Source organism: Diaminobutyricibacter sp. McL0608, from assembly GCF_039613825.1.
Classification (GTDB): Bacteria; Actinomycetota; Actinomycetes; order Actinomycetales; family Microbacteriaceae; genus Diaminobutyricibacter.
This window is the reverse complement of record NZ_CP154826.1, coordinates 3,882,264-3,898,596: the sequence shown is the minus strand read 5'-3', so window position 1 is coordinate 3,898,596 and position 16,333 is coordinate 3,882,264. Positions and strand designations below refer to the sequence as shown.

The window sequence follows — 16,333 nt, the reverse complement described above, 5'->3', positions numbered from 1 at the left end:
GCCAGCCAGCGATCAGCGCAGCAGCAGGTTCGGCTGCAGCAGGTACTTGTAGTTGTCCGCGCCGGCCTGGTCCTTGCTGGACTGGCTCGTGATCAGGACCGGTCCCGGCTTGTTGGGGTTCTCGGTCTTGGTGAAGGAGATGCGAACGAATTCGGAATGCACCGCACCGAGACCATCGAGCAGGAACTGCGGCTTCAGTGAAACCACGGTGTCCTGGCCTGTGAGGAGAGCGTCGATGCTCTCGGAAGCCTGCGCCTGCTCGGAGCCGATCGCTTCGAGGGTGAGGCCGTCGAGGGAGAAACTGAACCGGAGTGCGGCTTCGCGCTCCAGAACGAGTGAGACACGGCGCGTTGCTTCGATCAGCTCGGCGGTATTGATCACCGCATAGTTGTCGACCGTCTCGGGGAAGAGTCGGCGAACAGGCGGGAAATTGCCCTTGATCAGCAAAGATGTAACGGTCTTCTTGTCCGCCGTGAACGCGATGAGCTCGCGGTCGTCCTTATTGGTGATCGAGACCGCGATGGTTCCGCTGTGACCGAGGGTCTTGCCGATCTCCTGGAGCGTGCGTGCGGGAACCAGAGCGGTGACGGTCTCGCCCGAACCGCTCCCGCCATCCCAGTCGATCTCACGGACCGCGACACGGTAGCGGTCGGTGGCGACCAGACCGAGCGTGTTGTCGCCCACTTCGAGCTGAACACCGGTGATGACCGGTGTCACGTCGTCGCGTGAGGCGGCGACGCCTACCTGGGCCACGGCCGTGGCGAATTCCTCCGCCGGCACGAGACCCGACTGGCCCGAGACCTGCGGGATGCTCGGGTATTCCTCGACAGGCATGGACAGAAGGGTGAAGCTCGCCGAACCGCATCGCACGATGATGCGTGACTCCTCGGTCGACAGTTGGACCGGTGCGTTCGGAAGCTTGCTCGCGATCTCGGCGAGGAGCCGCCCGGAGACGAGGATCTTGCCGGGCTCCTCGACCTCGGCCGCGATCTCGGTCTGCGCGGACACTTCGTAGTCGAAGGACGACAGGAGCAGACCGGTATCGGTGGTCTCGATGAGGACACCGCTCAGGATCGGCAGAGTGGTTCGCTGCGGCAGAAGTTTCACGGCAAACGAAACAGCTTCGCTGAATACATCCCGATTGGCCTGGAACTTCACGAAGTCACCTCTGTCGTAGGGAGCGGATGGATCGTGACAATGCTAGCGCTTGCGTCCCACGAGGCCATGCGCGTTCGAGCGTCCCCGGGTCAAGGTTGTCGAGCCCCACTAGAGATTAATTAACGATTAACGGCGTTAACCGCTGTGGAAACTGTGGATAACTCCGTTGATGCCAGTCGAGGACTGGGAACTACACGGGTGTGAGATGTTGACGGACTGTGGATGCGCGTAAACATGCGGGTGGGAACGGCGCCGGCAGAATCGTCGTAACTCACAACAACGTGTGATTCGTCAACATTAAGCGGGTGGTTGTTCCACCGTTTTCCACAAGTTATCCACAGTGTGAGTATTCACACTTCTCCCCTGAAAAGGGGTGGTCGGAGGTTAACCCTTGCTGTAGCGGTGGTTCTGCTTGATGCGGCTGGTGAGCTCAGTGACCTGGTTGTAGATGGAGCGACGCTCCTTCATGAGCTCGCTGATCTTCTTGTTCGCGTACATCACAGTGGTGTGATCGCGGTTGCCGAACAACTGGCCGATCTTCGGGAGGGAAAGGTTGGTGAGCTCGCGGCAGAGATACATGGCGATCTGCCTGGCGGTTGCGACCGCCTGAGACCGGCTGGAGCCGTAGAGGTCGTCGACGGTGAGCTTGAAGTAGTCCGCGGTGTTGGTGATGATGTCGACCGGCGCGATCACATTGTCGTCGTCGAGAGTGATGAGGTCTTTCAGCACTGTCTGCACCAGGTTCATGTCGACCGGCGTCCGGTTCAGGCTGGCGAACGCGGTGACGCGGATGAGCGTCCCCTCCAGTTCGCGGATGTTGCTGGACACCTTGGAGGCCATGAACTCGAGGATGTCGTCGGGGACCTGCAGTTTCTCGCTTTGAGCCTTCTTGCGGAGGATGGCGATGCGGGTCTCGAGGTCGGGCGCCTGGACGTCGGTGATCAGTCCCCACTCGAACCGTGAGCGCATCCGGTCCTCGAAACCGGTCAGGTGCTTGGGTGGCAGGTCGCTGGTGATGACCACCTGCTTGTTGTGGTCGTGAAGAGTGTTGAAGGTGTGGAAGAACGCTTCCTGCGTCTCGGCCTTGCCCTGCAGGAACTGGATGTCGTCGATCAACAGGATGTCGATGTTGCGGTAGCGCGACTGGAACAGCGATCCCCGGTTGTTCGCGATCGAGTTGATGAAGTCGTTGGTGAATTCCTCGGAGCTGACATACCGGACGCGGATGCCTGGGTACAGACTCATCGCGTAGTGGCCGATAGCGTGAAGAAGGTGGGTCTTGCCGAGGCCGGACTCTCCATAGATGAAGAGCGGGTTGTACGCCTTGGCCGGTGCTTCTGCCACGGCGACGGCGGCGGCATGCGCGAACCTGTTCGACTGCCCGATGACGAAGTTGTCGAAACTGTACTTCGGATTCAGGCGCGTGTCGGCGTTGCGGGGAGGAGCGGTGATCTCCGTGACCGGAGCTGGGGCCGGCGGGATGTCGATGTAGCCGGACTCGGGCTGCTCGATCGGTGCTTCGAGCGATTCCTGCTGGATCTCGGGATTCACGACGATGGCGAAGTTGCTCACCGCGAGCGATTCGTCGAGTCCGCCGATCGCGTTGAGGAGTGGGACCCGGCTGCGCTGCTCGATCATTCCGCGGGTGAACTCGTTCGGCACCTCGAGGTAGAGGGTGCCGGCCATGATGCCCTTCGGCTCGACCAGGCTGAGGAATCCGTACAGCTGCGGCGTGATGCGCTCGTCTGTTTCGAGAGAGCCGAGCACCGTCTGCCATGCTGCAGAAATCAACTCTTCGCCGTTGGCCATTGTTCCCCGTATTCGTGTTACTCGGATCGCTTTGTCGACGCGATCCACCCCATCGTGAATGTTTGTCGGCCCGGGGCGTGGCGCCGCCGGAAGGTATTCACAGAGTTATCCACCGCTGTGTGTCCATTACCGTAGCGATCTCCGGCCTTGAATGGGTATGGCTGGGGATAACTTTTCGTCCTCACGGTAACCAACGCACCTCGTCACAACAAATTTGACAAGGCGAAACACTCGGCGCGTCTTGTCCTACTTTCCGTCGAATACTGTGGATAATCAATGATTCGGCTCGATTGGTTTGACCTCGTCGGCCCGAGGCCGGAAGTTTAATCAGTTGACTTCAGCCGCAGACGTGGCTGCCCCAAAACTTCTTCGGCCTCCCGTGCTGTCCATTCGATCGGCACAGGCCTGCACAGAAGAGACTTCCGGAGACAGATATGAGCAAGAGAACGTTCCAGCCGAACAACCGTAAGCGCGCGAAGACCCACGGCTTCCGCCTGCGCATGCGCACCCGTGCCGGCCGTGCCATCCTGGCCGCCCGCCGCACCAAGGGCCGCACCAAGCTCTCCGCCTAACTGCCGGATCACTCAGGCAGCCCCTTGCTCGCTAAAGCCAATCGCATCACGCGGGGGGCGGATTACAAGGCGACCGTGAGGCGCGGTACACGATTCACCGCACCGAACACCGTCACCTACATCCGCACCGATACTGACTCCGCAGTGGTGCGATTCGGCTTTATCGTGGGCAAGACCGTCGGCACCGCCGTTCGACGCAATCTGGTGAGGCGCCGGCTCAAGGCCGCCTCCTACGAATTGCTCCGCGAACTCCAGCCCGGTGCCGATGTCGTCGTCAGGGCATTGCCAGCCTCCGCCAATGCGGAGTGGGCTACCCTGCATGAAGAGATATCCCGCGCCGTCAGTAAAGGCAACCTCCGTCGATGAACACCGCCATCACAGCTGTGCTCCTCCTCCCGCGGAACGTCGCCGTGCTTCTGCTGCGCGGGTATCGCGCAGTTATCTCCCCGCTCTACGGTGACGTGTGCCGGTACTACCCGTCCTGCTCGGCGTACGCGCTCGGGGCCATCCAGGAACACGGTGTCGTGATCGGGTCGGTACTCGGAATTCGCAGGATCGCCCGCTGCCACCCCTGGGCGGAAGGCGGGATCGACGATGTTCCGCTCAAGAAGAAGCGTCGGTACAACGTGACTCCATTCGGATTCGTCGTAGCCAGCAGCCACGGAAAGGCTTAGCACCACATGGACATCGGAGCCATCTTCGGAACAATTCTGTGGCCCATCAAATGGGTCGTAGAACTCATTCTCGTGGCGTTCCACCAGCTGTTCACGGTCATGGGCATGGACCCGGCGGCCGGCATCACCTGGGTTCTCTCCATCGTCGGCCTCACCGTCGTCGTGCGTGCCGCACTGATCCCGGTCTTCGTCCGGCAGATCAAGAACCAGCGACGGATGCTCGAAGTGGCGCCGCAGCTGAAGAAGATCCAGGACAAGTACAAGGGCAAGAAAGACCAGTTCTCCCGCGAGGCGATGTCCCGCGAGACGATGGAGCTCTACAAGAAGACGGGCACCAACCCGCTGAGCTCGTGTCTTCCCCTGCTTCTCCAGATGCCCGTGTTCTTCAGCCTTTTCCAGGTGCTCAACGGCGCCCAGAGCGGCAAGGCCGGCGTCGGCCCTCTGAACGAGACGCTCGCTGTCCAGTTCGGCAACGCTGAGCTGTTCGGCATCGCTCCCCTGCACCAGAGCTTCTCCGGCGCGCTCAACGCCCACCCGCCGCAGGTCGCGGTCATGGTGATCGCGGCGGTCATGGTCGTGCTGATGACGTCGTCGCAGTTCATCACCCAGCTGCAGATCGTGTCCAAGAACATGTCTCCCGAAACCAAGGCGAGCCCGCAGTTCAAGCAGCAGCGCATTCTGCTGTACCTGCTCCCCTTCGTCTTCCTGTTCTCCGGTTTCGCATTTCCGCTCGGCGTCATGTTCTACTGGCTCACCTCGAACATCTGGACGATGGTGCAGCAGTTCGTGGTCATCCGCAACATGCCGACCCCTGGCAGCGAGGCTGCCAAGGCCCGCGAAGCCCGTCTGGCGAAGAAGGGCAAGCTGGTCAACGACGAAGGCGTCGTGGTCCTCTCCATCGACGAAGAGCCCCAGAAGCCGGTCACGACGCAGCGCGTCCAGCCGGTCGGCAAGAGCCGCGCCAAGAAGCAAACCGGCGGAAAGAAGTAGGAAGAGCAGATGACCGACGTACAGCAGACCGAACCCGAACTGGACGCCGACGCCGTGACGGCAGACGCCGAGGACTCCGTCGAGCCCGAGACGCCCACCGACGGTGAGCACGCCACTCCGACCTCTGCGGAGCTCGATGTCGAGGGAGACATCGCGGCCGACTACATCGAGGAACTCCTCGATATCTGCGACATCGACGGTGACATCGACATCGACGCCCGTAACGGCCGCGCCTATGTCTCGGTGAACGCCTCGGAAGATGCCAACCTGCGCCTGCTCTCGAAGCCCGACACCGTCAATGCGCTGCAGGAACTGGCTCGGCTCGCGGTTCAGAACAAGACCGGTTCGTTCTCGCGTCTGATCCTCGACATCGGCGGCTCCCGTGAAGCCCGCCAGGCGGAACTCGGAATCCTCGTCGACCGCGCGATCGCTCGCATCGAAGAGGGCGCAGCCCAGGCGGCACTCCCCCCGATGTCCTCCTACGAGCGCAAGCTGGTCCACGACATTGTCTCCGACCGTGGCTACGTCTCGAACTCGCACGGTGAAGGCCGCGACCGTCACACCGTCATCACCGCGTCATAGTTTCACGTGAAACATTGACGTCGTCGTTCGAAACCGAACCGCCTGAAGCAGCTGCGCTCTTCGGGCCGAACGTGGATGTTGCGCGCCGGTTCACAACGAACCTTGCCGAACAGGGCGAGGAGCGCGGCTTGATCGGGCCACTCGAACTCCCCCGCCTGTGGACGCGCCACATTCTCAACTGCGCGATCGTCGCTCCCCTGCTTCGGCCAGGGCGCGTCGGAGACGTCGGCAGCGGCGCTGGACTGCCGGGTCTCGTCCTCGCGATTGCCCGGCCGGACGTGTCCTTCGTGCTCATCGAGCCTATGGAGCGACGGATCGCGTGGCTCACCGAGCAGGTGAGTGAGCTCGGACTGCAGAACGTCGAGGTTGTTCGCGCTCGCGCCGAGGAAGCCAAACTCGCATCGCCGCTGGACCAGGTCACCGCCCGGGCGGTCTCCGCATTCCGCAAGCTGATCCCACTGACGGCTCCGTTGGTGCGGTCGGGTGGAGAACTCGTCCTGATGAAGGGTGCCGGCGCCACGGGCGAGATCGAAGCGGCGACCAAGGAGATCCAACGATTCCGGCTGAGCAATGTCGAAGTGATTACTCTCGGCGAGGGCGTGCTGAACGAGGTCACGCGGGTCATCAGAGCTACAGTTGATTGACCGGCCGGGTCCTCCCTCGGACCGGCCATTCGCAGAAGGAAGTCTTCCGGATCGAACCCGGAGGATCCACGGACACGGTGGTTCCCACCGAGAACAGAGCGACAAGGTTTCACGTGAAACATCCCAATCAGGACAGCCAGGTCGAAGAGACCTCCACCGTCTTTGATGGATCGACCCCACTCGCTCACGAAATCGCGGAACTCACCCGTCGCCGGCAGGCCATCGCCACCCAGACGCTGCCATTGCCGTCACGCACGCGCATCTTCACGATCTCGAATCAGAAGGGCGGCGTGGGCAAGACCACCACGGTCGTCAATCTCTCCGCGGCACTGGCGAAGTCGGGAGCTCGGGTGCTCGTCATCGACCTCGATCCCCAGGGGAATGCATCCACTGCCCTGAGCGTGGAGCATCGTGAGGGCACGCCGAGCGTCTACGACGTCATCGTGAATGACCGGAACATGGATGAGGTCATTCAGAAGAGCCCGGAATTCGACGGTCTCTTCTGCGTTCCTGCGACGATCGACCTCGCCGGCGCCGAGATCGAGCTCGTATCCATGGTGGCTCGCGAACAACGGCTTTCCCGCTCCCTCAATGAGTTCCTGGACGACTACGACTTCGACTACGTGCTCATCGACTGCCCGCCGTCGCTCGGACTGCTCACGATCAACGCATTCGTCGCCGCCTCCGAAGTCCTCATCCCCATCCAGTGCGAGTACTACGCCCTCGAAGGGTTGAGTCAGCTGCTCAAGAACATCCAGCTGATCGAGAAGCACCTCAATCCCAAGCTGCGCGTCTCGACGATCCTGCTCACGATGTACGACTCGCGCACGAACCTCGCTCACCAGGTGGCCGAGGATGTCCGCACGCACTTCCCCAAGGAAGTCCTGGACACGATCATCCCCCGCTCGGTTCGCATCTCGGAGGCCCCGAGCTACGGCCAGAGCGTCATCAGCTACGACACCAACTCGTCCGGATCGCTTTCGTACCTCGAAGCGGCCGCCGAGATCGCACGAAGAGGAGTACCCCGCTAATGGCTGCGAAACGCACAGGACTCGGCCGTGGAATCGGCGCGCTCATCCCGACCTCGGACTCGGCAGCGCGGCCGGTCGACGTCTTTTTCCCCAACCAAGGCAGCATGGGCTCGACGGGCACGGCGACGATCGAACTCGTGGCGGTACCCGGTGCGAAGCTGGCGAACCTCTCCCCCGCTGATATCGTGCCGAACGCCGTGCAACCGCGCACGGAATTCGACCGGGAGGCGCTCGACGAGCTCGTCAACAGCATCCGCGAGGTCGGTGTGCTGCAGCCGATCGTTGTCCGGCCGATCGCCGGCCAGTCGGACAAATACGAGCTGATCATGGGTGAGCGCCGACTGCGCGCCACCAAAGAACTCGGCCTCGACACGATCCCTGCGGTCATCAAGGACACCGCCGACGAGGACATGCTGCGGGATGCGCTGCTTGAGAACCTCCACCGGTCGAACCTGAACCCGCTCGAAGAGGCGTCGGCCTACCAGCAACTCCTTGCGGACTTCGGCATCACGCAGGAGGAGCTCGCCGGCCGGATCGGGCGCTCACGCCCCCAGATCACCAACACGCTGCGTCTTCTCAAGCTGCCGGCCGCCGTGCAGACGCGCGTGGCGGCGGGCGTTCTGAGCGCCGGTCACGCGCGGGCGATCCTCTCGACGGGCGACGTCGACGCGATGCAGCGGCTCGCGGACAAGATCGTCAACGAAGACCTGTCAGTGCGTGCTGCGGAGGCGGCTGCGAGTGCGACGCCGAAGCCGGTGCGGCCGAAAGCCAACCCGGGGCGTCGCCAGGGGCACCTCGACGAGATCGCAGAACGCCTGGGAGACCGGCTCAACACACGGGTCAAGGTCTCGCTCGGCGCACGAAAAGGCCAGATCGTGGTCGATTTCGCGACGATTCAGGACCTCAACCGCATACTGGGCGAACTCGGCGAGCCCAGCTACAACTGAGCGGTGGGTGAGAAGTTGTAGCACTCGACGTCCCGGGCCGAGCGCCGAGGTGCACCCGGCCGGCGCTAGACGTTGACGCCGTCGCGAATGGCAGCGACGGCGAGCCCGGAGTAGACCTCGCCGAGGCTCAGGCCCGCGGCCTCGATGGCCTGCGGGGCGATCGACGTCTCAGTGAGCCCGGGAAGGACGTTCGCCTCGAGGAACCACGGCTCGCCGTCGGCGTCGACGATGAGATCGATCCGCGACAGGTGACGGAGTCCGAGAGCGGAATGCGCGAGTTCCGCGGCGCGCGACACACGAGCGGCCACTTCGTCGCTCAGTCGAGCGGGCACATAGAACCGGGTCTCCCCCGCGTTGTAACGCGCGTCGTAGGTGTACGCGCCGCCCACCGGAACGATCTCCACGGCAGGAAGAGCGACAGGACCATCGCCGAGGTCGAGCACCGCCACCGAGACCTCGGCGCCGACGATCTTCTGCTCGATCAGGGCGACATCGGAGTAGGTGTACGCGTCGACCATGGCACGCGGCAGATCCGCGGCATCCTCGACGATGGTGACCCCCTGGGCCGAGCCGCCTTGGGCGGGTTTGACCACCAGCGAGGATCCGAGACCGGCGATCACCGTGTCGAGCACACTGTTGGCGCCCAGCTCGCGGAACGTCTCCTTCGGCAGCGTGACCGAGGCGGCCGTCGCGACGCCGGCGCGTTCGACGACAGTCTTGGCTGCGGGCTTCGACCAGGCGAGGCGCGAGGCATCCGTGCGGGAGCCGACGAACGGGATGCCCGTCAGTTCGAGGAGCGCGCGAAGGGCTCCATCTTCACCGCTTGCTCCATGGAGCGCCGGCCAGACCGCATCCGGTCGGTTGCTCGCAAGGTAGGCGAGCAAGGATGCATCAGGTTCGAGCACAGTGACGCGGTGACCCAGAGCAGTCAGTCCATCGGCGACACGACGCCCGGACCGGAGCGAGATGTCGCGTTCGTGCGAGATCCCGCCGGCGAGCACAGCAATATCGAGGGCAGAAAAATCAGCCATGATCAGGCCTTTCTCAGAGGACGACTAACGCAGGTCGGTCGGAATGTTCGCACTGGCCCTGTCCTGTCTCACGGCGCTCAGCGAGCCGGTTCCGGCGAAGGTGTCGAGCAGATCCATCTCGCCGTTGATGACGGCGGCGAGACGTCGGATGCCGACGCGGATGCGCTCGGGGGTCGGATAGCAGAACGAGAGCCGGATGTTCTGGCGACCGTTCCCATCCGCGTAGAACGCCGTTCCGGGCGTGTACGCGACGAGCTCGGTGACCGCGCGCGGGAGCATCGCCTTCGAGTCCAGGTGAGAGGGAAGGGTGAGCCAGACGTAGAAGCCGCCGTTCGGGTTCGTCCAGCTCAGCTCGGGCAGATACTCCTCGAGCGCGGAGATCATGGTCTCTTTGCGTTCCCGGTAGACGCCACGGAAGGTGTCGATCTGGCCCTTCCAGTCAGCGTCTCGCAGATATTCGGAGACGACGAGTTGAGTATACGAACTCGGGCTGAGCACGGCAGCCTCGTTCGCGAGGATCAACTTCTCGCGGATGGCGTGGGGTGCGAGCGCCCAGCCGACCCGGAACCCGGGAGCGAGTGTCTTCGAGAACGTGCCCAGGTAGACCACGCCCTCGCGTTCGACCGACCGCATCGCCGCAGGAGGCTTCTCGCCGAAGTAGAGCAGGCCATACGGGTTGTCTTCGAGGACCAGGATGTCGTTGGCCCGGGCGATCTCGAGGATCTCGAGACGGCGTTCCCAGGACAGGGTGACACCGGCCGGATTGTGGAACGTCGGGATGGTGTAGAGAAATTTGATGGTCTTACCAGCACTTTTAAGCCGCACAATGTGCTCGCGGAGTGCCTCGGGAATCAACCCGTGCTCATCCATCGGAACATGATCGACCTCGGCCTGATACGAGCGGAAGATCACCATCGCCGTGACGTAGCTCGGACCTTCGGCGAGTACGACGTCGCCCGGGTCGAGAAAGAGTTTGCTGAACAGCTCGAGAGCGTGCTGCGATCCCGTCGTGACGACGACATCATCGGCGCTCCCGCTGATTCCTTCGAGGGCCATGACGTCGAGGATCTGCTCCCTCAGCGCGGGAACGCCCTGCCCCGAGCCGTATTGGAGGGCGACCGCGCCTTGTTCGCGCATGACCCGGTCCATGGCTCCCACCACCAGATCCTGCGGGAGGGCGGAGACGAACGGCATACCGCCGGCCAGGGAGACGACCTCAGGGCGCGAGGCGACGGCGAAGAGGGCTCGCACTTCACTCGCGGCCAGGCCGCTCGTCCTCTGCGCGTAGTGGCCGTACCACCGGTCGAGATTATTGCCCTGTGAAGTCGGGCTGCCCTGATCTGTCACTTGTCATCCGTTCTGAACGCTGCTGCCAATGCTATTTGGGGGACCCCGATTGCAGAGAATCGGGGATGTTTCACGTGGAACACGGGTACAAAGAAAAAGACCCGCCCGGCGTGTGCCGGACGGGTCTGTGAAACGCTCGTCGGCTACGAAAGGTAGGCGGCGAGGTCGGCTTCGAGGGCAGGCTTCGGCTTGGCACCGATGACGGTCTTGACGACCTCGCCACCCTGGTACACCTTCATCGCGGGGATGGAGGTGATCTGGTACTTCGCAGCGGTCTGCGGGTTCTCGTCGACATTCAGCTTGACGACCTCGATCTTGTCGGCGTGCTCGACGGCGATCTGGTCGAGGATGGGTCCGACGGCGCGACACGGGCCGCACCATTCAGCCCAGAAATCAACGAGGATCGTCTTCTCGCTGTTCAGGACGTCGTCCTGGAAGGAAGCGTCCGTGACCGAACGTGCTGCAGACATTTTTGTGTTTCTCCTTTATGCGGTTGTGGTGAGTTCGAGATCGCCGGCCTGGGCCAGCAGGTCTTCGGGAAGGCTTGCGAGGTAGTGTTCGGCATCGAGCGCCGCAACGGTACCGGACGCCGCGGCCGTGACAGCCTGGCGGTAGGTCGGGTCGACCACGTCACCGGCGGCGAACACACCGGCGATCGCTGTCTTGGAACTCCGGCCGGCGACGGCGATCGTGCCATCCGAAGTGAGGTCGAGCTGGCCGTGAACGAGGTGCACGCGCGGGTCGTTTCCGATCGCGATGAACAGGCCCTGCAGCTCGAGGGGACGCTCTGCACCAGTCACAGTGTCGCGCAGGGTGAGCCCCGTGACCGTCTCGGTGCCCTGGATCCCGACGACCTCGGAGTTCCACACGAACTCGATCTTGTCGTTCGCGAAAGCGCGGTCCTGCATGATCTTCGACGCGCGAAGGCTGTCCTTGCGGTGGATCACGTAGACCTTGTCGGCGAAGCGGGTGAGGAAGTTCGCCTCTTCCATCGCGGAGTCGCCGCCACCGACGACCGCGATCACGCGCTCGCGGAAGAAGAACCCGTCACACGTGGCACACCAGGAAACACCGTGGCCGGCGAGACGCTCTTCGTCTTCGAGCCCGAGCTTGCGGTACGCAGAGCCCGTGGCGAAGATCACCGCGAGCGCCTGGTGCACGGCACCGGACCCGAGCGTCACCGTCTTCACGTCACCTGCGAGCTCCACACTCACGACGTCGTCGAGAACGACCTCGGTGCCGAAACGTTCGGCCTGCGCCTGCATCTTCATCATCAGGTCGGGACCCTGGATCCCGTCGGGGAACCCGGGGAAGTTCTCCACCTCGGTGGTGTTCATCAACTCACCGCCGGCCTCGACGGATGAGGCGATCAACAGCGGCTTGAGGTTGGCGCGGGCCGCATACACGGCTGCCGTATATCCGGCAGGGCCGGAACCGATGATGATGATCTGCCGCACTCGAGGACTCCTTGCACTATCAAAGACGGGCCGATAAGACTCGCTGACCCATACAACACATCCTAGGTGGATGCTATTCCGCGTCGTCTGTGTGTTCGGAACGGCGGCTCAAACGTTTCGTCAGTGGCGCCAGACCGGTCTTCAGATCACTCGAACGCAGCAGCACGAGTGCCCCGACATAGACGGCGAGCATCACCACGCCGGCCAACGCGATCGAGATGACTGCAGCCAGGAATCCGGACACCGGGAAGGCCCCGTCGGATACGCCGCCGAGGAGGAGCATCACCCCGGCACCGGCGACCATCGAGACGGCGGCAGCGACGAGGAAGCGCCACAGGCCGCTCGCGATGCGCCGCCCATCCACTCCCCCGATCCGGCGCCTGAGCAGGGAGACCGCGATGATGGCCTGGATCCCGCCCGCGATAGAGACGACGAGGGCGATCGCCGCCGCCCGGAAGTCCGGCGCAACCATGAAGCAGAGGAGCACACCGACGACGATGACGGCGACCTGTGCGAGTGTGAAGTAGAACGGGGTCCGAGTGTCGCCGAGCGAATAGAAGGCGCGCTGGGACATGAAGACAAGCGAGAACGGCACCAGGCCCACCAGATAGCCGATGAGGATGAAGCCGAGGGGCTGGTAGTCCGGAGTGAAGATCCTCGCCAGCGGGAACGCCACGACGATGAGGGCGGCGGAGCAGAACGTGATCAGGAGCAGTATCGAGCGCGCGGCGCTCGAGAAATCCGTGCGGAATGAGGCGACGTCGTTTGCGTGCGCGTGCTCGGCCATCCGGGTGTAGAAGGCGGTCACGATCGAGACCGCGATGATGCCGTGCGGGAGCATGAAGATCAGCCACGCGTTGTTCATCAGCAGCGGACCGGCGAAGCCCGGGCCCGCAGAGTTCGCGACATTCGTCTCGATGAGGCCTGCTGCCTGAGTCGCCAGCAGCATGGCGAACGTCCAGCCGGCCGCCTTTCCCGCATGTCCAAGGTTGACGCCCCGCCACCGGAAGTCGAAGCGGAAGCGCAGGCCGATCCGCTTCCAGAAGAAGAACAGGATGAGGGCCTGCACCGCGACGCCAAGGGTCGCGCCGCCGGCGAGGATCGCCACCATCGTCGGCGTCCACACCGGTGAGCGGTGGCCGTACGGATCCGCGCCGAACGCGACGATGAAGATGATGAGCATCGCAATGGCGACGACGTTGTTGACCACGGGAGCCCAGGTGAAAGGACCGAAGGACTTGCGGGCGTTCAGAACTTCGCCGAGCAGGGTGTAGAGCCCGAGGAAGAAGATCTGGGGTAGCGACCAGTAGGCGAACATCGTCGCCAGTTCGGCGGGCGCGCCGCGCAGGCCGAACAGCTGCATCAGGACCGGCGACAGCAGAGTTGCCACCAGCGCGACTGCCGCGAAGATGAGAATTCCGAGCGTGACCAGCTTGTTTATGTACGCCTTGCCGCCATCGGCGTGGACGGATGCCCGCACGATCTGCGGGACGAGAATCGCGTTGAGGATGCCCTGGGCGATGATCGCGTAGATGCTGTTGGGGACGATCGTCGAGGTGGCGTAGGCGTTTCCGGCGAAGCTCAGGGCGCCGATCGCCTGCAGGAGAAGCCAGGCTTTGGCGAACCCGAGGATCCGGGAGACGAGCGTGCCCGATGCGAGCACGGCGCTTGAGCGGCCGATGCTAGACACTCGGCTCCTTCGAGTCGTCGGGTTGACCGTCGGAGCCGGCCGTGGCATCCGCATCCGAGACAGCGTCAGCGTCAGGATCCGCAGCAGCGTCAGCATCCGCATCCGAGTCGCCGCCCTCTCCGGCGGCGTTCTCGCGACGCCGGCGGAGGATGTTGCGCACAATGCCGAAACCGAAGAGGAGGACGAGGAGCACACCGATGATCAGGGCGCCGATGCCCTCCCAGTCGGCGTGGACATCCACCGTCACCGCCGTCGGCATCCCGATCTTCACGCCCGTCGGACTGAGCAGCTGCAGCGTGAGGATCACCTGTCCGTTGCCGAGCTTGGCCTTGACCGGCACCAGCACCGTTGCGCGGGAATCCGGCTGGATGCGCTTCGTCGCGTCTTCATCGATCTCGAGCCGGCTGTTCGACGGAGAGGCGCTGAGCACGATCGTCACGGCCTCATTCCTCAGACCGTTGCTCACGGTGAACGGGATCGATCCCTGGGCGCTCACGAGATTGACGTTCTCGGTGGGCAGGATCTTCACCGAGTCGAGGGTCCTGAACGACGCTCGGAGATTGTTCGAGACGGCGCTCGCCCAGTCGTTGCGCGGCTCGAGCCATGAAACGCCGAGCAGGGTGAGGAGTTGGGCGCGGTTCTGGCCGGTCATGGTCGTCGGGTCGTCGAGGATCGTCGCGAAGTCGTCGATGCGTGCTTCCGTGTCGAGGAGCCCTTTGATGCCGGTGATGCGCGCCGCGGCCTCGGACCTGTTCTTCACGGCCAGGCCCGGGGTGGGCGCGCTCGACACGATCTGAGGAAGGGTCACCGCGGTGGCCCACGGGGAGGTCTGGATGGCCCGGAAGGTGCGTTCCAGCTGGGTTCCGCTCGAAGGCCAGGCGCGACCGAGCGTCACCACCAGGTTGTGCTGCGTACCACCCTCTTCGCTCACGAGGCCGAGCTGGGCGTTGACCTTCGACATTGCAGCGTTCCAGGTCGTGTCGTCGGTCGCGGTCGCTGCGTCGCGCAGTGCGGAGGAGATGCCCGCATCGGACGCGAGCGCCTTGCCGCCGGCGATCGGAAGCACCGCGCTGGGTGTCGCAGTGAGGTCGGCAGCGTTCGTGTTGTCGCCCGAGAGGATCGGGGTCGTGAACCCGTTGCTCACCAGGGAGGCGATGTCGGCCGTGCGCACCGAGTTCTCGGCGGGCCACGCGATGCCGTGAAGGGTGAAGGGCCACGCGATCAGCTCATCGAGGGTCGGCAGCACCGGTCCAGCGGGAGTCGTCGGTGTCGGGGTCGGGGTGGCGCCCGGAGTGCCGGCCGTCGGAGTCGCTGTCGGCTCCCCCACAGGCTCCGGCTCGGTCTGGAAGTTCGCGGGATCCATCGCATAGCCGAGCGCCGTCGGAGCCAGGGGTGCGGTCAGTCCGCTCTGGAACTGACCGGCGAGGTCGGCGTCGCCGAAGCCGAGGGAGAAGACGTCGTTCGGCAGAAGCGAGAGGGAGACCATCCACTGCGTCGCGCTCGCGGGTGCGGACGTGCCGAGCACCCGGATGGACGCGAGGATCATGGGATCGAGGCCGATGGCGACCGCCGGGTGGCCGAGCAGTCCGTCGAGCTGTCGGGTGAGAATGCCGTTCGGTGCGGTGAAGGCCGCGAGGTCGGCAGCGGAGATGAGGCCGGCAGCCGTCGCGGGAGCAGTGATCGGCATCACGAGCGAGACGTTCGAGCGGGGGATCTCGGTGCCCGGGTTCCACACCAGCGTCGAACGAGCGCCCGCCCTGGTTCCGGAACCGATGGACACCGTGGCGCCGATGCCGAAGACGCCCTGGTCTGTTCGTCCGGCTAGCGGCACGGACGCGGCGGGCACCGTGACGCGGACCACCGAGGTCATGCCCGGCTCGAGTCCGGCGACCCGTGTGCGGCCGATGGTCTGCGCGCCCGCCGCGGCGTCGGTCGAACTGAGCCACGTGGTGAGGCTCTTGCGGGAGTCGATCGGCGACGTGTCGAACCACAGTTCGACCGTTCCGGCCACGAAAGAGGTGGCAGCGCCGTTGGTGACAGAGACCTGGACGGTGAGATCCTGGCCGGGAGCGAGGATGCCGCCGTTGTCGGGCGCGACCGTGACGGTCAGCTGGCTGGCAGCATCCGCGTCCGCCGCCGAACGGGTGACGTGACCCTGCGTCACCGGCTGTGCGACCGCAGCTGAGCCATCGAGTGCGCCCAGGGAGGCGAAAGTCACGACGCCCAGAACTGCCGCTGTGGCGAACATCGCCAGCCTGCGCAGCCCCGAGCTACGGGGTCGGCCGGTCGAATTCATGCGTCGACGCACGACTCCAGCTCGGCCTCCATGTCGCCAATTCTAGGGGGTGGGCCCTGTGAGACTCCGGCGAGGAGCGGCGGATGTGGAGAGCTCGCGCGTGCT

At 64.1% G+C, this 16,333-nt stretch carries 16 protein-coding genes; 8 read left to right on the top strand and 8 right to left on the bottom strand.

The window, feature by feature from the left end; translation table 11 throughout:
* Positions 1 to 12: 12 nt before the first annotated feature.
* The gene (dnaN, locus tag AAYO93_RS18690) at positions 13 to 1,158 is read right to left on the bottom strand and encodes a DNA polymerase III subunit beta (RefSeq protein WP_345762692.1); all 1,146 of its coding nucleotides are present in this window, start codon (positions 1,156 to 1,158) and stop codon (positions 13 to 15) included.
* Between the two features lie 384 nt (positions 1,159 to 1,542).
* Complete coding sequence (gene dnaA / locus AAYO93_RS18685; protein ID WP_345762691.1) at positions 1,543 to 2,967, bottom strand: chromosomal replication initiator protein DnaA; 1,425 nt, start codon at positions 2,965 to 2,967, stop codon at positions 1,543 to 1,545.
* Positions 2,968 to 3,401: 434 nt separating this feature from the next.
* Between dnaA and rpmH the strand changes: the two genes are divergently transcribed.
* The 8 genes from rpmH to AAYO93_RS18645 all read left to right on the top strand — a co-directional run bounded on the left by rpmH (position 3,402) and on the right by AAYO93_RS18645 (position 8,407).
* Positions 3,402 to 3,539 (top strand): 50S ribosomal protein L34, encoded by a 138-nt coding sequence (gene rpmH, locus AAYO93_RS18680; RefSeq protein ID WP_163288492.1) that lies wholly within the window; start codon positions 3,402 to 3,404, stop codon positions 3,537 to 3,539.
* 24 nt (positions 3,540 to 3,563) lie between these two features.
* A complete protein-coding gene (rnpA, locus tag AAYO93_RS18675) occupies positions 3,564 to 3,905 on the top strand; it encodes a ribonuclease P protein component (RefSeq protein ID WP_345762690.1) in 342 nt (113 codons plus the stop codon).
* Positions 3,902 to 4,213, top strand: coding sequence for a membrane protein insertion efficiency factor YidD (gene yidD / locus AAYO93_RS18670; protein WP_345762689.1), 312 nt, complete (start codon positions 3,902 to 3,904; stop codon positions 4,211 to 4,213). Before rnpA ends, yidD begins: the two co-directional genes overlap by 4 nt.
* A 6-nt stretch (positions 4,214 to 4,219) precedes the next feature.
* Positions 4,220 to 5,203: a membrane protein insertase YidC gene (gene yidC, locus AAYO93_RS18665; protein WP_345762688.1), complete on the top strand. Its 984-nt coding sequence runs from the start codon at positions 4,220 to 4,222 to the stop codon at positions 5,201 to 5,203.
* A 9-nt stretch (positions 5,204 to 5,212) separates the two neighbouring features.
* Complete coding sequence (locus AAYO93_RS18660; protein ID WP_345762686.1) at positions 5,213 to 5,785, top strand: protein jag; 573 nt, start codon at positions 5,213 to 5,215, stop codon at positions 5,783 to 5,785.
* Positions 5,786 to 5,799: 14 nt separating this feature from the next.
* Positions 5,800 to 6,429: a 16S rRNA (guanine(527)-N(7))-methyltransferase RsmG gene (rsmG, locus tag AAYO93_RS18655; RefSeq protein WP_345762685.1), complete on the top strand. Its 630-nt coding sequence runs from the start codon at positions 5,800 to 5,802 to the stop codon at positions 6,427 to 6,429.
* Positions 6,430 to 6,542: 113 nt separating this feature from the next.
* A complete protein-coding gene (locus AAYO93_RS18650) occupies positions 6,543 to 7,460 on the top strand; it encodes a ParA family protein (RefSeq protein WP_345762684.1) in 918 nt (305 codons plus the stop codon).
* Positions 7,460 to 8,407, top strand: coding sequence for a ParB/RepB/Spo0J family partition protein (locus AAYO93_RS18645; protein WP_345762683.1), 948 nt, complete (start codon positions 7,460 to 7,462; stop codon positions 8,405 to 8,407). Before AAYO93_RS18650 ends, AAYO93_RS18645 begins: the two co-directional genes overlap by 1 nt.
* Before the next feature lie 65 nt (positions 8,408 to 8,472).
* Here the strand turns inward: AAYO93_RS18645 and AAYO93_RS18640 are convergent, their stop codons facing one another.
* The 6 genes from AAYO93_RS18640 to AAYO93_RS18615 all read right to left on the bottom strand — a co-directional run bounded on the left by AAYO93_RS18640 (position 8,473) and on the right by AAYO93_RS18615 (position 16,228).
* On the bottom strand, positions 8,473 to 9,438 hold the full coding sequence (locus AAYO93_RS18640) for a D-alanine--D-alanine ligase family protein (protein ID WP_345762682.1): 966 nt from the start codon (positions 9,436 to 9,438) through the stop codon (positions 8,473 to 8,475).
* Between the two features lie 24 nt (positions 9,439 to 9,462).
* Positions 9,463 to 10,785 carry a PLP-dependent aminotransferase family protein gene (locus AAYO93_RS18635; protein WP_345762681.1) on the bottom strand — a complete coding sequence of 441 codons (1,323 nt, stop codon included), beginning with the start codon at positions 10,783 to 10,785 and terminating at the stop codon, positions 9,463 to 9,465.
* Positions 10,786 to 10,928: 143 nt separating this feature from the next.
* Positions 10,929 to 11,255, bottom strand: coding sequence for a thioredoxin (trxA, locus tag AAYO93_RS18630; RefSeq protein ID WP_345762680.1), 327 nt, complete (start codon positions 11,253 to 11,255; stop codon positions 10,929 to 10,931).
* A gap of 15 nt (positions 11,256 to 11,270) precedes the next feature.
* Positions 11,271 to 12,242 (bottom strand): thioredoxin-disulfide reductase, encoded by a 972-nt coding sequence (trxB, locus tag AAYO93_RS18625; protein ID WP_345762679.1) that lies wholly within the window; start codon positions 12,240 to 12,242, stop codon positions 11,271 to 11,273.
* A 73-nt stretch (positions 12,243 to 12,315) separates the two neighbouring features.
* The gene (gene murJ / locus AAYO93_RS18620; RefSeq protein ID WP_345762678.1) at positions 12,316 to 13,932 is read right to left on the bottom strand and encodes a murein biosynthesis integral membrane protein MurJ; all 1,617 of its coding nucleotides are present in this window, start codon (positions 13,930 to 13,932) and stop codon (positions 12,316 to 12,318) included.
* A complete protein-coding gene (locus tag AAYO93_RS18615; RefSeq protein WP_345762677.1) occupies positions 13,925 to 16,228 on the bottom strand; it encodes a DUF6049 family protein in 2,304 nt (767 codons plus the stop codon). The genes murJ and AAYO93_RS18615 overlap by 8 nt, the downstream gene beginning before the upstream one ends.
* Positions 16,229 to 16,333 lie beyond the last annotated feature (105 nt).